The sequence below is a fragment of the Shewanella livingstonensis genome, from assembly GCF_003855395.1.
In the GTDB taxonomy this organism is placed as follows: domain Bacteria; phylum Pseudomonadota; class Gammaproteobacteria; order Enterobacterales; family Shewanellaceae; genus Shewanella; species Shewanella livingstonensis.
Map to the genome: position 1 here is coordinate 4,637,904 of NZ_CP034015.1, position 16,348 is coordinate 4,654,251.

General features: G+C 37.4%; 17 protein-coding genes and 1 pseudogene. 6 read left to right on the top strand and 12 right to left on the bottom strand.

Translation table 11 applies throughout. The features are described 5' to 3' along the window. Window positions 1–49: 49 nt before the first annotated feature. From EGC82_RS20280 to EGC82_RS20290, 3 genes and pseudogenes are all read right to left on the bottom strand, one after another. On the bottom strand, window positions 50–673 hold the full coding sequence (locus EGC82_RS20280) for a helix-turn-helix transcriptional regulator (RefSeq protein WP_124732356.1): 624 nt from the start codon (window positions 671–673) through the stop codon (window positions 50–52). Further along, window positions 670–2,043 (bottom strand): type II toxin-antitoxin system HipA family toxin, encoded by a 1,374-nt coding sequence (locus EGC82_RS20285; protein ID WP_124732357.1) that lies wholly within the window; start codon window positions 2,041–2,043, stop codon window positions 670–672. The genes EGC82_RS20280 and EGC82_RS20285 overlap by 4 nt, the downstream gene beginning before the upstream one ends. Before the next feature lie 501 nt (window positions 2,044–2,544). Beyond that, window positions 2,545–2,700: pseudogene (locus tag EGC82_RS20290) on the bottom strand (transcriptional regulator); the annotation flags it as partial. A gap of 5 nt (window positions 2,701–2,705) precedes the next feature. Here EGC82_RS20290 and EGC82_RS20295 point away from each other — a divergent pair. Beyond that, a complete protein-coding gene (locus EGC82_RS20295; RefSeq protein ID WP_124732358.1) occupies window positions 2,706–3,149 on the top strand; it encodes a TIGR00645 family protein in 444 nt (147 codons plus the stop codon). 44 nt (window positions 3,150–3,193) lie between these two features. Here EGC82_RS20295 and EGC82_RS20300 read toward each other — a convergent pair whose 3' ends face one another. The 8 genes from EGC82_RS20300 to EGC82_RS20335 all read right to left on the bottom strand — a co-directional run bounded on the left by EGC82_RS20300 (window position 3,194) and on the right by EGC82_RS20335 (window position 9,808). Further along, window positions 3,194–3,532 (bottom strand): hypothetical protein, encoded by a 339-nt coding sequence (locus EGC82_RS20300; RefSeq protein ID WP_124732359.1) that lies wholly within the window; start codon window positions 3,530–3,532, stop codon window positions 3,194–3,196. A 432-nt stretch (window positions 3,533–3,964) separates the two neighbouring features. Beyond that, window positions 3,965–4,384, bottom strand: a complete 420-nt coding sequence (locus tag EGC82_RS20305; RefSeq protein WP_124732360.1) for a hypothetical protein — start codon at window positions 4,382–4,384, stop codon at window positions 3,965–3,967. A gap of 81 nt (window positions 4,385–4,465) precedes the next feature. Next, window positions 4,466–5,185: an ATPase gene (locus EGC82_RS20310; RefSeq protein WP_124732361.1), complete on the bottom strand. Its 720-nt coding sequence runs from the start codon at window positions 5,183–5,185 to the stop codon at window positions 4,466–4,468. Between the two features lie 498 nt (window positions 5,186–5,683). Further along, a complete protein-coding gene (locus EGC82_RS21390; RefSeq protein WP_208646913.1) occupies window positions 5,684–6,319 on the bottom strand; it encodes a peptidoglycan-binding domain-containing protein in 636 nt (211 codons plus the stop codon). A gap of 348 nt (window positions 6,320–6,667) precedes the next feature. Continuing rightward, window positions 6,668–7,969: a HipA domain-containing protein gene (locus EGC82_RS20320; RefSeq protein ID WP_124732722.1), complete on the bottom strand. Its 1,302-nt coding sequence runs from the start codon at window positions 7,967–7,969 to the stop codon at window positions 6,668–6,670. Window positions 7,970–7,971: 2 nt separating this feature from the next. Continuing rightward, window positions 7,972–8,208: a helix-turn-helix transcriptional regulator gene (locus EGC82_RS20325; protein WP_124732362.1), complete on the bottom strand. Its 237-nt coding sequence runs from the start codon at window positions 8,206–8,208 to the stop codon at window positions 7,972–7,974. A gap of 332 nt (window positions 8,209–8,540) precedes the next feature. Then, a complete protein-coding gene (locus tag EGC82_RS20330; protein WP_415837650.1) occupies window positions 8,541–8,717 on the bottom strand; it encodes a hypothetical protein in 177 nt (58 codons plus the stop codon). A gap of 71 nt (window positions 8,718–8,788) precedes the next feature. Beyond that, complete coding sequence (locus EGC82_RS20335) at window positions 8,789–9,808, bottom strand: helix-turn-helix domain-containing protein (RefSeq protein WP_164839175.1); 1,020 nt, start codon at window positions 9,806–9,808, stop codon at window positions 8,789–8,791. Window positions 9,809–10,260: 452 nt separating this feature from the next. Here EGC82_RS20335 and EGC82_RS20340 point away from each other — a divergent pair, with 452 nt between their 5' ends. From EGC82_RS20340 to EGC82_RS20350, 3 genes are all read left to right on the top strand, one after another. Next, window positions 10,261–10,701, top strand: coding sequence for a DUF6326 family protein (locus tag EGC82_RS20340; RefSeq protein WP_124732364.1), 441 nt, complete (start codon window positions 10,261–10,263; stop codon window positions 10,699–10,701). Between the two features lie 295 nt (window positions 10,702–10,996). Further along, complete coding sequence (locus tag EGC82_RS20345) at window positions 10,997–12,034, top strand: nuclease-related domain-containing protein (protein ID WP_124732365.1); 1,038 nt, start codon at window positions 10,997–10,999, stop codon at window positions 12,032–12,034. 82 nt (window positions 12,035–12,116) lie between these two features. Then, window positions 12,117–13,625: a coiled-coil domain-containing protein gene (locus EGC82_RS20350; protein ID WP_124732366.1), complete on the top strand. Its 1,509-nt coding sequence runs from the start codon at window positions 12,117–12,119 to the stop codon at window positions 13,623–13,625. A gap of 607 nt (window positions 13,626–14,232) precedes the next feature. Here the strand turns inward: EGC82_RS20350 and EGC82_RS20355 are convergent. After that, the gene (locus tag EGC82_RS20355; RefSeq protein WP_059747821.1) at window positions 14,233–14,835 is read right to left on the bottom strand and encodes a TetR/AcrR family transcriptional regulator; all 603 of its coding nucleotides are present in this window, start codon (window positions 14,833–14,835) and stop codon (window positions 14,233–14,235) included. Window positions 14,836–14,987: 152 nt separating this feature from the next. On the opposite strand from EGC82_RS20355, the gene EGC82_RS20360 reads away from it, so the two are divergent. Both EGC82_RS20360 and EGC82_RS20365 read left to right on the top strand, forming a co-directional pair. Beyond that, on the top strand, window positions 14,988–15,368 hold the full coding sequence (locus EGC82_RS20360) for a hypothetical protein (RefSeq protein ID WP_124732367.1): 381 nt from the start codon (window positions 14,988–14,990) through the stop codon (window positions 15,366–15,368). A 67-nt stretch (window positions 15,369–15,435) separates the two neighbouring features. Continuing rightward, window positions 15,436–16,347, top strand: a complete 912-nt coding sequence (locus EGC82_RS20365; protein ID WP_059747819.1) for a haloalkane dehalogenase — start codon at window positions 15,436–15,438, stop codon at window positions 16,345–16,347. The last annotated feature ends 1 nt before the right edge of the window (window position 16,348 follow it).

Below are 16,348 nucleotides of genomic sequence, written 5' to 3' on the forward strand. Positions count from 1 at the left end.
TTATTACGAGTAGCATTGCTCAGTGATTAAGGGCCTTTTCTGTTTAGCCTTACTCGGGTAAATAGCTAGCAAAGTCATCATCACAATCATCTAGAACGTTTTGCAATACAGTGGGTGAGATTGGTATCAAACCCACATTTAAACCAAAAGGCTTAAAAACTTTATTCAAAACCTCAACGCTTGGGTTGCTTCTGTTATTTTCTATATCAGAAAGCTTTTTACGAGAAACGTTCACTAACTTTGCATATTTTTCTTGGTTCAAACCGAGTACCTGTATTCGTAACTGAATTAAGGCATCTCCTTGTGTAATGTTAGAAAATAGTAATTTAGTCATAACATTATTAATAACTGCCCTACGTAACTTAGCATCCTTAATAGCCGTGTTCGTAGACGAACGTTGCCTAGTTTGAGTTTTATCACTAGTTGTTACATCGCTTGCAAATGACTTACCTCTAGGAGTTCCCTCCAATCTAGGGAGCGGGCCTCTCTGAACAACAACGGGTTTTCCAGCATCTTCAACAGTCATATGGACAACGCTGTTATCAACTCGATTCGTTATAATTTGGTCGCTTCTAGTCTGTATACGTTCACCCTCGCTGTTAAATTTCATATTGCTATCTGAATTATGTTTTTTTAAGAAGTTAACTGTATTCGTTAAATTTTTCTTTTTCATAATAATTCCCATTGTTTTAATTTTTCATCTAGAAAATCAAACCCAAATGTTGGCATATTCACTATTTGATCAGGAACACCACGATCGATTAGCCTTTGCTTTAAACCGACTAGTTGATGTGCTGTTGTCCTTAGTTCATTTATCAATAGTTCTGGATCAATTAAATCACTTAAAGAGTAGGCAATCTCAATAAAATTAAATTTACCACCAAGTTCAAGATCTGGAGCAGCCCATTTCGTTGTTCTTGGTATACCATCTGGATCAGCTTTCATAGGCGCAAAGTCATAAATGGGGGTTAACCTTATACCCTTGTCATCTTTATAGAATGAAGTATTTCGTCCGTGGTTATCGCTATTACCAAACGCAATATTTAATAAGTCACGGCGAACCCATTCAATAATAAATGCCTCAACATCAAAATGCAGGTGCTTCTCTTTGACTGTATTACTCTGAGTGATCAGGTCAACCAACTCACGTATTGTCTCACCATGATCTAAAATAGTAGCTGGCGGTTTTTTTAACATTGAGTACACAGATTCCATACCATAACGTTTGGTAGTCCCATCTACTTGAGTCTCTATATCGAACCTTGGCAACCAAAGTGAATGATAGTTTTCACCTTTTTCTAGTTTCATGTCTGCTACAGGTATAGTACTAAAACCCATAGCGGTTAACTCATGATAATAGTGGTACTCGGCAACTAACACCGCATCATTAACTCCCCTTCTATTCCCTCTTGGGAATTTAACGAGGTAATACATATCATCGATATTTGTATTGTCTTGATAGGTATCTATCCACACAACATCGTTTTTGCTACGTCTTAGTAGCAGTTTTGGGGCTTCTCCACCTGCTCCAGTAGCTCCACCAGCAGCGGCCCCCCGAGTTTGTGCGTAACTCAAAAAGTCTGCAGCTCTACTTGCTACGTCTGAAACTTCAAAGTATTGAGTAGGAACTCTATTAACTGCTTCTATAGATTCTTTGATACGCAAATTTCCAATGGGAGAAATAGTGCCATATGCTAGCAACACGAACTTTTGTTGATTGGCTGACATCCCCTCTGTATCTATTTGAGTCAGCCAGTACTTTCGGCTTGAGCCACTAGGGATGATGTCGTCAATGAACTTCAACCAACCTTGTTGTCCATTGTCATCAAAATAGAATTCAACAGGGTGATTTATAGATACTGCATGGTGATCATCCGCAGAAAGATTAGCAATTATATAGTCAAGTTCATAATCGACTTCGGTAGCGTTAAATGTGTAATCAGCATTATTCGGGAATGTAATCTTCGCAATATCCTTCCATGAGTTATCAATGAAAGCTTGTACAGTTAGTTCATTTAAATTTTCAAGATTAATATCTTCCATTGAATACTCTCTCTTATATTTAATGAATACTATTATACTCAAAAACATGTAAATTTTCAATAAAAGTAACTTATAGTACTCAATAACTGTTATCACCCTCAACTACTGAGTATTATAAGACTCATTGAGTTGTTTATTCTTGTCGTTAATTTGGATAATTAGAAGATTGCTACGCTGATAGCGAATACGTCTTATAATACTCAATAACAAGCCCTAACACTACGTATTGAGCATTATAGAACTCAATAATCGCATGTTTACATAACATCCTTTAAATGCTTGGCTTACTAAACTTAAATAAAACGCCAAACAACAAATTGAACGCTTATTTAAGAAAAATAAATTCGACCCACACTTACGAATACGAGGTAAATATCAGTCTTATCGGTCTTCGTCATTGGATATTTGGATATTTGGATAAAATTACCCATAAATAACAATCCATCACAAAATAAAAAGCCCTGATACATAACAGCATCAGGGCTTTTTATTTACTGTCGATTAGTACCACACTTTAGAATCAGCGTTATGATTCTGCGCGACATCAATACTAATCCCCAAGCCATTAAGAATTTTGAACACTGTCGAGATATAAACATCTTCGCCTTTCTCGACACGAATTAACGTCTTTTTGGTCACGCCACACAGCATCGCGCTGGATCATGGCGCCGATTTATCTGGGATTAAGCCTAATCTTATTCGCCTTAGGCATAAAGTTCTTTCAAGAGATCTTTCATATTATCCCTAATATTTTCTCGATAAAAGAAGTCGATTTAGTGCTAATCACCCTATCGTTAATCGACATCACTTTAGTCGGTGGTCTACTCATCATGGTGATGTTTTCAGGTTACGAAAACTTCGTCTCACAACTTGATGTGGGCGAAAACAGTGAAAAACTCAACTGGCTTGGCAAGATGGATGCAGGCTCGCTAAAAAACAAAGTAGCAGCGTCTATTGTGGCGATTTCGTCTATTCACCTACTTAAAGTCTTTATGAATGCCGAAAATATCGCGAACGACAAAATTATGTGGTATTTGCTCATCCACGTCACTTTTGTGTTATCGGCCTTTGCCATGGGATATTTGGATAAGATTACGCGAAAGTAATAGCAGAATTAAAAATAAGCCCCTATCAAATGGGGCTAGTTTTACTACCATTGCTTTAACAAGGTAAAAGATGCTTCTGAAGATAGACGCGTAAGAATGAAGTAATCTACTGAATGGTAGCTCCCACCTTCGACGGTATTACTGGTGCTCAAAAGCATATCCTCAATACCGTCACCATTATAGTCACCTTTAGCTCTTATATTAAGCCTTTGCGATCCTCCAGAATTATCAACAAAAATTGCGCTAGTTTCATCGATGGCTTCAACCTTCACGATGTGACTCATTTCATCCCAATTTGTGGCTACAACCAAACGACGCTCATCATCCTTCGAGATAATTAAAGCTAATTGCGGCGGAACACGTTTGGCAAAGTTTTGGTCCAAATTAACAACACTAAGGTAGCTTTGATGCGACGGCTTAAACAGAGATAATTCTTGCCATGACTTACATATTTTATAATTTATTATAACGGCCCCATAATCCGCAGACTGCGAAGCTTCATATCCTAAATCTATACTCGCAACTAAATCTGCGCAGGTATTAACCGTTAACTTCTTATGGTGATTATGTTTCAGCTCTGTTTCATAACCCCATATGTCTTTGTGTAAAAGTTTGAAGTCATCAGCATTGTGTATTTCCCTTGTTTGTTCGAGGAAAATTCACCTACATCAGATGATAATGATGGTGCTATATTTCCCGTTGCACTCACACACCCAATCCCAAATACAGCTACAAATCCTACTACTAACATTACTTTTAATATCATTTTGTATTACTCAAAAATTACGCACATACAAATTACGATCTGTACTTAGCTAATATCGATTAGATTCCAATGCCGCTTTTTTGAAATCACTAGCCTTGATATGTATATTAAAATTAACAAATTTATTACTCAACCTTGTCAATCCAAGATTAAAAATCATATCAAATAATGCTAGCTTAACATCGTCAGGGTAAGTCGAGAACGTAGAGTATCCATAGAGACCTTTTAACTCTTTTTCAAAATTTACAATATGAGAGTCCCTAGTTACATCAATATCTGTATTAAGAAGTTCCAACTTAGTAAATTTTTTGTAATAAGCAGCATTAGGTAGTTTCTGTGCGCCCTGAACTCTAACCCATTGTGCTTTTATGAGGTTAAACTCATCTTCAATCTGCTGAGCGGTTGCGGGCACACGCGTACTACTAACAACAAAAGGTACCTTTTGAGCAGCCTGAATATCGGTCATCATATGCCCAACACCTACAGTGACTTTACCGACAGTATCTAAGCAGAATGAAAAATAAGCCCCTATCGAATGGGGCTAGTTTTACTACCATTGCTTTAACAAGGTAAAGGATGCTTCTGAAGATAGACGTGTTAACACATAAGCATACACAGACGAGTAACTCCCACCCTCTACGCTATTTTCCATATAGAACAATACATCTTCGATACCATCGCCGTTATAATCGCCTTTTGCCATTAATGTTATTTTTTGTCTACCACCTGTTGAATCGGCAAAAATAGCCTGTTCATTATTCAGTCTTTCCACACTTTTAATTTGGCTCATATTTTCCCAGCTAACTGATTTAACTAGGCGACGTTCATCATCTCTAGATATGACCAATGCCAATTGAGGTGGCGTCATATTGGCAAAAGCTTTATTTAACTCAAGTTCTCCGAGAAAAGACTGTTTTGAAGCCTTAAAATCAGCCATGGTCTGCCAAGTCATACAGACTGTATACTTAGCATCAAACATTTCCTGTTTACTCTTGTCTGCTGCAAAATACCCCAATGAAGTGAGACTTAATAGTGACGCGCAACTGTTAACCTTTACGATTTCCAAATCATGCTTCATCATTTTCGAATAAGACCATTCTTTAGCCAACGCTTCAGCCATATCTGTTGAAGTCGTTGCTATTATAGGCTCCATAAAATAACCATTAGTTCTATTATGTTCTGTAAAACTAGGCGCTATGAGCGGTTCGTTACTCGCGCAGGCTGTATGGGAGAAAATAAGTGCACCTAACAGAGCAATTTTTTTAATCATTTTGCATTACCTAGTAAATTGCAAACGTAAGCATTACGTTCATCCGATATTTTTGTACGAGAAGACTCTAAAGAGGCACTTTTAAAGTCACCAGCTTTAAGGTGCTTATTAAAGTTAGGAAAGGTATTTTTTAGCTTAGTCATTCCCAGATTAAATATCATGTCAAACAATGCTAACTTAACATCATTGGGAAACGCAGCAAACTTAGTGGCCCCATAAATACGTTTTAATTCAGCTTCAAAACTAGGGCCTGTTGATCTTTGCTGGTTGAATTTTGTTCGAGTTAAAAACGTTTTAATCGAGGCGAATGGATTGATGCCTAGTCATCTAAGCAAAATGCATTCAACAAAGAGTAAAACGTTTTTAGCCGAACCCTTCGGGCAGCGTTTGTTGGCCATTTTTACTGTGTTATCGACTTTTTATGTAGAATAACTACACCTCAAAGTCTCTGCCTTGTACAAATGGCCAACAATTCGCTGCAAAAATAACCTTGAAAGATCAACAGGCCCTAGTGATATGTTCTTGAACTTGATTATTCATTACAGAATCAGTCAATATCAACGAAGTGAGCACTTTAAATTCATTCGCTTCGAAATCTTTACCAAATGGGCGCTTCTGTATTACATTAAATTCATCTTCAATCTGCTTAGCTGTAGCAGGCACCCCCGTACTACTCACAACAAAAGGTACCTTTTGAGCAGCCTGAAAACCGGTCATCATATGCCCAACACCGACAGTGACTTTACCAACAGTATCTAAATACATATGCGGTACCCGCCCCTCATATTTCTCTAGATTTTTCTTCAAAATCACTTTGAGTGAACCTGAAATAGGTACTACTGAAGCCGCCAAATATGCACTTAATTTTTCGTTAAACTTACGATGGGAGCGACCGTTTGCATCGATTTTTCCGTCAGGACGAACCATGCCAACAGATTTACTTTGAAATATCTTAATCGCTGCGACTGTTTTTGAATGCTCTGGACGAGAACCCAATCTACCGTCCTCAACCAGTTTTCTAGTTGGCGGTATGAGTCCTAATAAATTATTTAGTGCTCCCTGCACGGCTTTCACATCATTTGGTGTATTTACACCGCCCACCCCTACAGATTGAGTGATTATTAACTTAGCCATTATTACTCCTTGTAAATGTCTAAACGTTTTAATTAGCACTGACTTATAAAATTTGTAACTTATTAGTGCATCTAAACAAAATCTAGAAAATCTAGAAAATCTATAGAAAGAATATACTTGAAATAGTAAACAGGTTAAATCATCAGAAATGATAGCTTTAAAATTAAAAACAATTACTTATGATAGTTTTAGAATAGATTTATTATTCGTCAGGGAATCTCTGAGCGATTGTAGATATCCAAAGCTGAATAGAGCAATCATTTTATTGATCACCTCTCAAAAGACATAATATTAAATTAGCAGAGGTATCACTAAATCTGACTAAACTAAATTACATTCACTTTATTATTACAACTCAACAGCCTTTACTTCAGCCGTCATATCAAGATAGCGTTGGCACCTTGTCATGAGTTGCTGGCGATAATCTGCCACAAAAGCATGTTCATCTTTAGCCAACGCTGGAAGCATCGCAATCACATCATCTATCACTTGCTCTATTTTGGTTGCCATCTTTGTTAAATTACTGACTAATAATAGTCGTGGTAAATTCAGTTCCTCGGCGAACGAGGCCAGTTGATAAGCATAAATTTTATTAGGGTCGAATTCATCATCGATAGCCATTGCCATCTCCTGTTCGAAATCCTTATACATTGCCACATTGACTAAGTCATACCAGGGGGTCGGTACCATCCCTGTGGGAGTCATGAAAAATGAGTAGTTTTTGCCATGGGCATCAGCATTACCGCTAAGTAAATTAAATAAAGCCCACTGCAGCATATTTTGTTTAGCAGCTGCAGGATTAGTGCACTCACTGGCGAGGCTAAACAAACGAGCAAAGCTTACGCCCTCTCGAATACCTTTCACATCACGACCGGTGCCAAAGTTACGCTCGTATTTTTTGCTCACACTAAAACCCAGTGCTTGGCAGCTATCAATCATGTGTCGTCTCAAGACTTTTTGAGCCTCTGATATATAACGACGATCAAAGCGTTCGACACAAAGGGATTTATGTTGACCAAACTCGACAATATCGACATTAGCAACATCGTTACCAATAGCCTTAGCCAAGCTCATGGTAAGAAACTCGTTAATCACTAAATGACGGTATGGTGCAAACTTCAAAATATGTGTGGATGCCAGCGAACCGTCACCAAAGCCAAAAGTATTGCCATTATAAAACAGGTTTAATTTAGACTGCACCCCAGCGACTGACAGCCTTGGTTTTCCGTCCCACACTTCCATTGGCCATAGCTGCGGATCTTCAATTCGCTTAATCACTTCATCAACACTTATCGCCCTTAAGGCTGTTGCCGGTAGTAATGTTCCTGTTGGCGAAAAAGCGATTGCACCCGCGGTATCAAGGCCGATACCACGAATAAGCGCAAATGTATTACCACGAGAAACCCCTAGCGATTCAATTAAGTATTCTAAGCCTTTATTTTCAGGTAATAGGTTGACTAAAAACATCGCAATTTGATGACTATTAGCGGTTCCCTCTAGGGGAATCATTGGCGAAATAGGGAAACCACCTTGTTGCCAACTATGAGAGTATTGGACCGTGAATGTCTCAGTCGCTGGATCAAATGACAGCTCACCAATTATCTGATCGCCCAGATGCATATCTAAAGTCAGTTTTTCAGCGGTACTCATCATTAGTACCACCCACTCGAATCAGCATCACTGGGCTTCGTCGCCAAAATGTTAATACCCAAGCCATTAAGAATTTTGAACACTGTCGAGATATAAACATCTTCGCCTTTCTCAACACGGATTAAGGTCTTTTTGGTCACGCCACACAACATCGCCGCCACATCTTGAGTCAGTGCTGCTTTGTTTCTGGTTTCTTTAATGAGTAAACCCAAGGATTGTTGATTGAGTGCAGATGTCATAACGTTAGTCCAAAGTGTACTTTGCTACACTTTATCTCTGAATGGTTAAGTATTCAACAGCAAAGTGTAGCATCCTACACTTTATTGTAATTTACCCTTTTGCTTCAGTTAAAAGTGTAACATAGTACACCTTCACAGTGTCTAGGTTGTTAAATGAGTTAAAGTGTAAGTTGTTACACTATACGATTATTTCGTGATTTACTGATTAAATGTAATCACTACAGATTGTGAAATCGACCCAAATATTGACATAAATAAATATATAACAACAAGTTACGTGGAGATCGTTCATCCGTATCACATCTGTGCTATCGGCCTTACAATGGGGATATCTAGATAGTGAGGCAGAAAGTTTGATCTGACCCCACTTGTTGCTTGTTAAATGCTCGTAGTAAATTCAGTACCTCAGCGAACGAAGCCAGTTGATAAGCATAAATATGATTAGGATCGAATTCATCATCGATATCCATTGCCACATTGACTAAGTCATACCACGGTTTCGGCATCATCCCTATGGAAGTCATATAAAACACTTGATAGTAAAGCTCTGATAGACCAGCTAGTTAGTGTTGATCAATGTTTAAATAGTGTGTTTACGAAACTCGCTTGGGGTTTTTCCAGTTTCTTGTTTAAACGCTTTATAAAATGAAGATCTAGCATTAAAACCAACCTCAAGGGCGATATTAAGCACTGTATCTTGATTCGCTAATATTTTCGGCTTAGCCGCTTCAATACGCCACTTATTAATGAAATCAAAAAAGTTTGTTGATAACGTTTCATTAAGCGTTTGCGAAATATAGTTAGGTGAAATAGCGATAGTGCTTGAGAGCTTTTGCAGAGATAGGCTTGAATCTAAATAGAGTTTATCTTTTCTCATTATGTCATTTATTTTTTTTGCAATACGATTTGATTGCTCTGTATCCAATGCTGAACGCTGATACTTCGTTGGAGAGTAGAGTACTTTACTCTCTTCATCATCATGTTGAGGCATTATATTCTCGCCAACATTATTACCTTCAAGAAATCCCGGCTTTTGTTGTAAGCCAAAGTGAGTCATGCTCCATATTAATAGTAATGACAGCAAGCTCTCGGTTCTTATCGTAAATAAAAGGTCATCAAACAGGCTCGAATAGAATAATGTCACTATCGAAAACAGCCAAGTGCTGATCGCAACAAATAAAAACCAATTCATCCAGTTAAGTTCTCGTCCCTCATGATTAGAAAAGACATTTTTCAGTCGTTTTCGATACGCAGATAAACGGCGAATAACTAGAAACATGGTGTAGACGCACTGAGCAAGCCAGAGCAAAATAATCAACAATAAACCAATTAGCAAAGTAATAGCGAAGGGATCTGCAATATCGGCATCTTCAATAAATATTGCCGTGTGTAGGTCCTTTGGCAATAGCAGTATCAGTACGCTAATTACCAGTGCAGGCCATAATAAAATAAAATGACGACCTTGTTTTGAGTTAAGTTTCCAAGGACTTTCACTTGTAATGCCTTCAACATAAAACCACAAGGACGGACACAGAATAAAAAGACTTGGAAGTGCTAATGCACTATACAATTGATACCACTGAGGAAACTGAAAACTCACTATGGGCTCCATTGCCAGAAGACCGCTAGCAAGTAAAAAAAGCGCTAGGGGTAAACAGACGATAGACTTTTTTACTCTAACCAAAAGTAAGGGAACACTTAACAGTATTTGTCCGACCATGATCAAGGTGAGGGCCATTACTATAGGGTCAGTCAAATCAAGTCCTTTTATTCTTAGCTCATTAATAATTTTCTAACTGCTTAAGCCCCTAATTCTACTCTACTTTCTATCCTCACCATACAAAAACGTGTCCGCGCTTTCAGTCTCGGACGACATAAGCCATTATAAAATATAGTATTTTAACTCGTTACGGCAAGTAGCAATAATAAAGCACTTATTCTGCAGCCACACAGTGAATGTTTTATGGGTTGGCAATTCCTTTCATTTCCCTATCTGCCACTAAATTTACCCATTCAATGGGACTAATAAAAATACATACCATGGAGTTATTAATGAGTGTAATTAATCGTACAGAAAAAAATTTTGAAGACTTTCAAATAAACGTAAAACTGAAGATTTCAGCCCTTTGGATTGCGGTTATGTTTTGTTATGTCTATGGCGACTATATCGAGATTTATGTACCCGGTGTAATAGCTGATGCGATGATGGTTAAATCAAGTATTGAAACTCAGCTAGAGTTTTTTGCTGTTGCGGTATTGATGGTAATGCCCAGTGTGATGATATTTTTTACCTTAGTGGTTAAGCCTAATATTAATCGTTGGCTGAATATAATATTAGCTGCGTTTTATATCGTTTTGCTCATTGCTGTAAATACTGAAACAGGCTGGTGGTTCTATCTATTTTTAACCGCAATAGAGATTTTAATTTCAGTGGCAATTGTTTGGTATGCATGGAACTGGCCGAGGGTTAAGGATAGCGCAATCAATGACTAAGCATTCACGGTAATAGTTAAGAATCGATGGGGCCAGAAAGTTTACTCTGACCCTGAGGGATCCCACTTATTGAACCCAAAGATTGTTGATTGAGTGCAGATACCATAACGTTAGTCCAAAGTGTACTTTGCTACACTTTTAAAAGATCTAAGTAGTTGAACGAGTTTAAAGTGTATGTTGTTACACTATCAAATCGATTACGCCCTGCTTTTAAATTTAACACTGGCTTTTTTATCCACATCATAGATATCATGAGCTTGATTATTATCAAGTTATGAATGGATGCTGTTGGTAAATGATTCTTAAAACTAAAACACTACAAATGACCAAAACGCCGCAAACGATTGCCGGTCAAAAACAAGAACAAGATGTGGCCTTCTTCTTACGCCGCGCATTTAAAGATCATCCTGAAGTGCTGGTTATCAACGACTTCAAATTCAGCTTTAATGATGAAACGGCTCAAATCGATCACTTGCTCGTATACACCTATGGCTTCGTGCTAATTGAATCAAAAAGCATAAAAGGTCACGTTAAAGTAAACAACCAGGGCGAATGGACACGCAGCTATAACAGCCATTGGTCAGGCATGCCCTCGCCTATCAAGCAAGTAGAACTACAACAAGCCTTGTTGAAAGAAATGCTCATGCATCATAGGAATGACATATTAAGTAAGTTACTGGGTATAAAGCAGCAAGGTTTCAATGGACGTTGTTGGCACTATTTATGTGCGGTATCCAGTAATGCTGTAATCGACCGAAAAACCATGCCCAAAGACGTTTCGGAAAAGCTTTTCAAAACTGAATTTTTGGTCGATGAACTCAAAAGGATCATGAAGCTTAAACACAAACTAATCCGTTTAGTGAACGTCACCGACACCCGCCCAGACTTTAACCAACAAGAACTCGATTCAATCGGCCAATTTCTTATTAGCCAACATATCGACTCAAATATTCAGCAAGTCAATAATACTCAGGTGGAACGAAAGCAAACCCAAGCGATAGCAAATACACCAGAACTTGAGCCAGAGCTTCAACCAGCGTTAGCGCCGACTCATCATCTAGCTCAATCTAATGCCACAATACTTGCACCAGTAGCTACATTAGCGCCAGACCAACACCCAATACTAAGCTGTAAATATTGCGGTGAATCAACACAATACACCCCAATGTATGGCAAGTTCGGTTACTACATCAACTGCAACCAATGCAGCAAAAATACATCGATGAAATTACCATGCCCACAATGCATGAGTAAAAATACCAAAGTCACTAAGCGCAAAGAAACCTACACATTGAATTGTGTAGATTGTGAGTTTGAAAAGCAGATTATTTAGATGGTAAAAAATTTACTTTTATTTCACTTGTATATAGTTAAATCATCTCAATAAATACAGAATTAATTAAGGAAGATAAAAAATGTTTGGAAGTGAGAAAAGTAATGCTACCGAAATAGGACAATTATGGCAACGTTTAGTACCTCTAGAAAAATCTAATGAGGTTCTAAGTTCAATAATTAGTGCACAAAAAGAAGAAATTGAATTATTAAAAGAAAAAACTATACAGCCTTCAGAAAGTCAAAAGAATGCTCAGCATGCCGCAAGATCAGCAGCACAACATAACGGTAAAATTCAGAGAACAAAGGAAGATGTAGAAAATCTACATCAAGAAATTCAGAGAACAAATATTGAATTAACTTCATTATTAGAAAAGGTTCAAAGTGAAGTTGTAAGTTTAGATGAAAAGATAGGTTTATACGACGACAATTTCAATCATGGTGAAAACTTACTCAACGAAATTAGTAAAATGCACAATGAATTAGAAGAAAGAATTAATGCAACAATAAAAATACTTGATGATAATGAAGATCTTGAAGAACGTATTAATGGTGCAGAAACACAGCTAGAAGCATTAAATGAAATAGATTCAAGAGCTCAAGGGATATTAAAAAACATAACAACAAACCATGCAAAAATAAAAGAGTTAAGAGATGAAATTATTGGCTACGAGACAGAAAACGAAGATGGTGAATCACAAAGAATTGATGGGATAAAATATCAATTAGAATCAACTTATACTGATTTAGAAAATCATATTTCTGAACTTAATGATCACTTACAAACGATATACACTGACTCAGAGGTTAATTACCAATCTTTACTAAAAAATGCTGAAAATAAAACTGAAGAAAGTATTAAAAAACACGAAAATCAATATTCCGAAGTTTACAAAAAAATCATAACTTTATTACCAGCAGCTTTAACAACTGGACTAAGCGCTGCTTATAATGAAAAGATAAACTCTGAAAGTTCAGAGTTAATCAGCCATAATAAAACCTTTTCAAATGCAATAAAATCGCTTGTGTGCATTTCTTTAATTCCATTTTTTGCAGATTTATACCTATTCGTTGGTTTAGAAAAAGATTTAGTCTCAGTTATTTCAGAAACACCTAAATTAGTATTATCGATATTGCCACTATATCTTCCTATTCTTTGGATGGCTTACTCTTCAAATAAAAAAGTCAAATTATCAAAAAGACTAATTGAAGAATATACCCACAAGGCTGTTCTAAGTAAGACATTCGAAGGTTTAGCCACTCAAATTGAAGAATTAGGAGATAGTGAAACATCGAATGAATTGAGAGTTAAACTACTTTTCAATCTACTTCACGTTAATTCTGAAAATCCAGGAAAGTTAATTTCGGACTATCAAACAACTGATCATCCGCTAATGGATGCGCTAGAAAAGAGTGTGAAACTTGGTGATGCAATCGAAAAATTGAAAAATATACCCGGATTTACAAAACTTACAGCTAAATTAGAAAGAGAATCACAAGAAATATTAAAAGATGCAAATAATAAAGCCTCTAAGGCCATGGCTGCTGTAACGGACTCTTTAGATAAAGGGGATAATGAAAAAACTGCATAATCACTTTATGGATGCAATCTAAATTTCATCTTTTACTTTCAATAACAAAAAGCCCCAATACCGTTAGGTATCGGGGCTTTCTCAATTTTTTTACAAGAAGTTTAGCTTTAAGCTTTTAGGCTTTAAAACAACATTTGATCTAGCGCAGGATAAATCGTGTTAGAACAAGGCGCTTTACCACGACGTTTAGTTTTTCATAAACGAGTGGTGAAGCAACGCAGTTATCACCGATTTAGACCAGCTAGATTACATCATCCCGCCCACATATCATTTATCTGATTGATTATATTAAATTATTAACATGGGAATTTTATTGATACCCCACTTTATACCCCTACCAACTAAACACTTTCGCTGACAAGTTAAAATTTAATGAGATAGTGGCCTTATTTAAAATTTCATCACTTTTCAAAACAGAGTAGCAATTTAACACATATGACATAAAACTAATCAATGTAGCTCTTAGGTCAACTTTGTCAACAATTGTTAAAAGCATACTAAATTAAACCAAAATTTGTACCTATTCATTGTCTGCTTAGCCACCAAAGCGCCTTGTAAAACTATAAATTTATATCCAACATTAGTTCGACATAATTATTAATCAATTTTAACCAAGGATAGAATTCAAACTATGATCAAGGACTGACTTTAACTCTTCTTCCGATTTACCAGCCTTTGCTTGAACGGCAATGCCATAACTAATTGACAATAGATACGTAGCAAGTTTTTCAGCTGTTTGACCTTTGGGCATATCCGTCTTCGCAATGCCAGACACGAATAAATCCGTCAGTATTTTCTGAGTTTCTGTTCCTGATTTTTCTATATAAACAACCGCATCTTCTGGAAACGCCACACTATCTGATTCATTAAGACTCTTTACAAGCAAACATCCACGAGGCGTTTCATCGCTGGTGAATAGCTCAATAAGCCCATAGAAACAAGCTTGTAACCGCTCCTTTAATGTTGCATTTGATGGCTCTACTAGATGGCTGTAGTTAACTTCTACATATTGTTTTTGATAATGTGCCAATGCATCTTTGAACAATTGCTCTTTATTGACAAACGTTCCGTACAAGCTCGACGTATTAATGCCAAGCTCAGAAGAAAGATTGGCAACAGAAGTACCTGAATATCCATTGGCCCAAAATAACCGCATCGCTTTATCTAAAACGACCTCTTTATCAAACGCTCTTTTTCGTCCTGCTTTCACTCTGTGCCCTTAAAAATAATATTAATCAAATCTATTCTGAAGCAGTCACTTCAAAATGTCAATTCACCCTATTGACATTCTGAAGTGATCGTTACACAATGCGTTCTATTCTGAAGTGAACGCTTCATAGAAATAAAATAAGTGAACTAAAAATGTTTAAAAAATTCGTACAAATTATGGCGCTATGCAACTTTCCAGTCGCACTAGGCATGATTATTTCAGTATTGATAGCACCTCAAGCAGACACGTTAATTATCACGGTGGTATTGGGCGTCTCTTTTATGCTTATGGGAGCAGCGTTACTTTGGGCTACTTCAGACATTAAAACCCGTGCACCTCTTATTGTTTGGAATGGATTAGTCAGAATGGTCGGCTTTATCACTGTTACTTATGCCGCTTCATTAGGCTTGGCACCAAAGATCTTTGTCTATATTTCTGTCATGGATCTAGTTGCTGCGCTTGTTTTTGTCATTGGCAGTATGCGCGTATCGGGACTATCTTTTAAATCGCTATTTTTAGGCAAAACTCAGTAACTTATAAATTAATAATTTTAGCATTGATAACATTAACTTAAATAAACTACTTTTCAGGAGAAATATTATGACGATTAAAGCATTAAGAACACCAGAAGAAAGATTCTCTGTATTACCGGCCTTTCCTTACCAACCTAACTACATTGATGATTTAGCTGGTTTTGAGTCTTTACGCATGGCCTACATCGACGAGGGTGATTCCTCATCTGAAAACACTTTTTTATGTTTACACGGTGAGCCTTCTTGGAGCTACTTATACCGAAAAATGATCCCTATATTTACGGGCGCAGGTCATCGTGTTGTTGCGCCAGATCTGTTTGGCTTTGGTCGCTCAGATAAACCCGTTGATGAATCAGTTTATACCTTTGATTTTCACCGTGATAGTTTAATGCGATTAATTGAACGCCTTGATCTGAAAAATATTACGCTGGTCTGTCAAGACTGGGGCGGAATTCTAGGGTTAACAATCCCAATGGATATGCAAGATCGATTCAAAAATTTGATTGTTATGAACACGGCAATATCGGTGGGTGAAACCGCCCCTGAAGGGTTTTATCAGTGGCGAGATTTCTGCGCAAATGCCCCTGAAATACCTGTCGGTGGTTTATTTGCCTGTGACGCAGGGTCAGCAGTGTCTGTGATGGATGTTATAGCTTACGATGCGCCATTTCCAGACAACAGCTATAAAGCAGGCGTAAGACGCTTTCCCGCCATGGTGCCTGTCGAGCCAACGATGGATGGCGTTGAACTTGGAAAACGCGCAAGAGAGTTTTGGTCAAAAGACTGGAACGGTCAAAGTTTCATGGCGATTGGCATGAAAGATACAGCTTTAGGCGAAGGCCCGATGGAGTACTTAAGAAGCTTTATTAAAGGCTGCCCTGAGCCCTTAAAAATTGCAGAAGCAGGACATTTTGTTCAAGAATACGGTGTTGAAATTGCTGAAAAAGCGCTTGTTCACTTAGAAATGAATAATAAATAGG

Excerpts from the sequence above, each read along its gene's own strand:
- EGC82_RS20365 (WP_059747819.1), top strand. The coding sequence starts at position 15,436 with ATGACGATTAAAGCATTAAGAACACCAGAAGAAAGATTCTCTGTATTA.
- EGC82_RS20340 (WP_124732364.1), top strand. The coding sequence starts at position 10,261 with ATGAGTGTAATTAATCGTACAGAAAAAAATTTTGAAGACTTTCAAATA.
- EGC82_RS20280 (WP_124732356.1), bottom strand. The coding sequence starts at position 673 with ATGAAAAAGAAAAATTTAACGAATACAGTTAACTTCTTAAAAAAACAT.
- EGC82_RS20295 (WP_124732358.1), top strand. The coding sequence starts at position 2,706 with ATGGCGCCGATTTATCTGGGATTAAGCCTAATCTTATTCGCCTTAGGC.
- EGC82_RS20345 (WP_124732365.1), top strand. The coding sequence starts at position 10,997 with ATGATTCTTAAAACTAAAACACTACAAATGACCAAAACGCCGCAAACG.
- EGC82_RS21390 (WP_208646913.1), bottom strand. The coding sequence starts at position 6,319 with ATGGCTAAGTTAATAATCACTCAATCTGTAGGGGTGGGCGGTGTAAAT.
- EGC82_RS20330 (WP_415837650.1), bottom strand. The coding sequence starts at position 8,717 with ATGATGCCGAAACCGTGGTATGACTTAGTCAATGTGGCAATGGATATC.
- EGC82_RS20350 (WP_124732366.1), top strand. The coding sequence starts at position 12,117 with ATGTTTGGAAGTGAGAAAAGTAATGCTACCGAAATAGGACAATTATGG.
- EGC82_RS20310 (WP_124732361.1), bottom strand. The coding sequence starts at position 5,185 with ATGATTAAAAAAATTGCTCTGTTAGGTGCACTTATTTTCTCCCATACA.
- EGC82_RS20325 (WP_124732362.1), bottom strand. The coding sequence starts at position 8,208 with ATGACATCTGCACTCAATCAACAATCCTTGGGTTTACTCATTAAAGAA.
- EGC82_RS20360 (WP_124732367.1), top strand. The coding sequence starts at position 14,988 with ATGTTTAAAAAATTCGTACAAATTATGGCGCTATGCAACTTTCCAGTC.
- EGC82_RS20305 (WP_124732360.1), bottom strand. The coding sequence starts at position 4,384 with ATGATGACCGATATTCAGGCTGCTCAAAAGGTACCTTTTGTTGTTAGT.
- EGC82_RS20320 (WP_124732722.1), bottom strand. The coding sequence starts at position 7,969 with ATGAGTACCGCTGAAAAACTGACTTTAGATATGCATCTGGGCGATCAG.
- EGC82_RS20285 (WP_124732357.1), bottom strand. The coding sequence starts at position 2,043 with ATGGAAGATATTAATCTTGAAAATTTAAATGAACTAACTGTACAAGCT.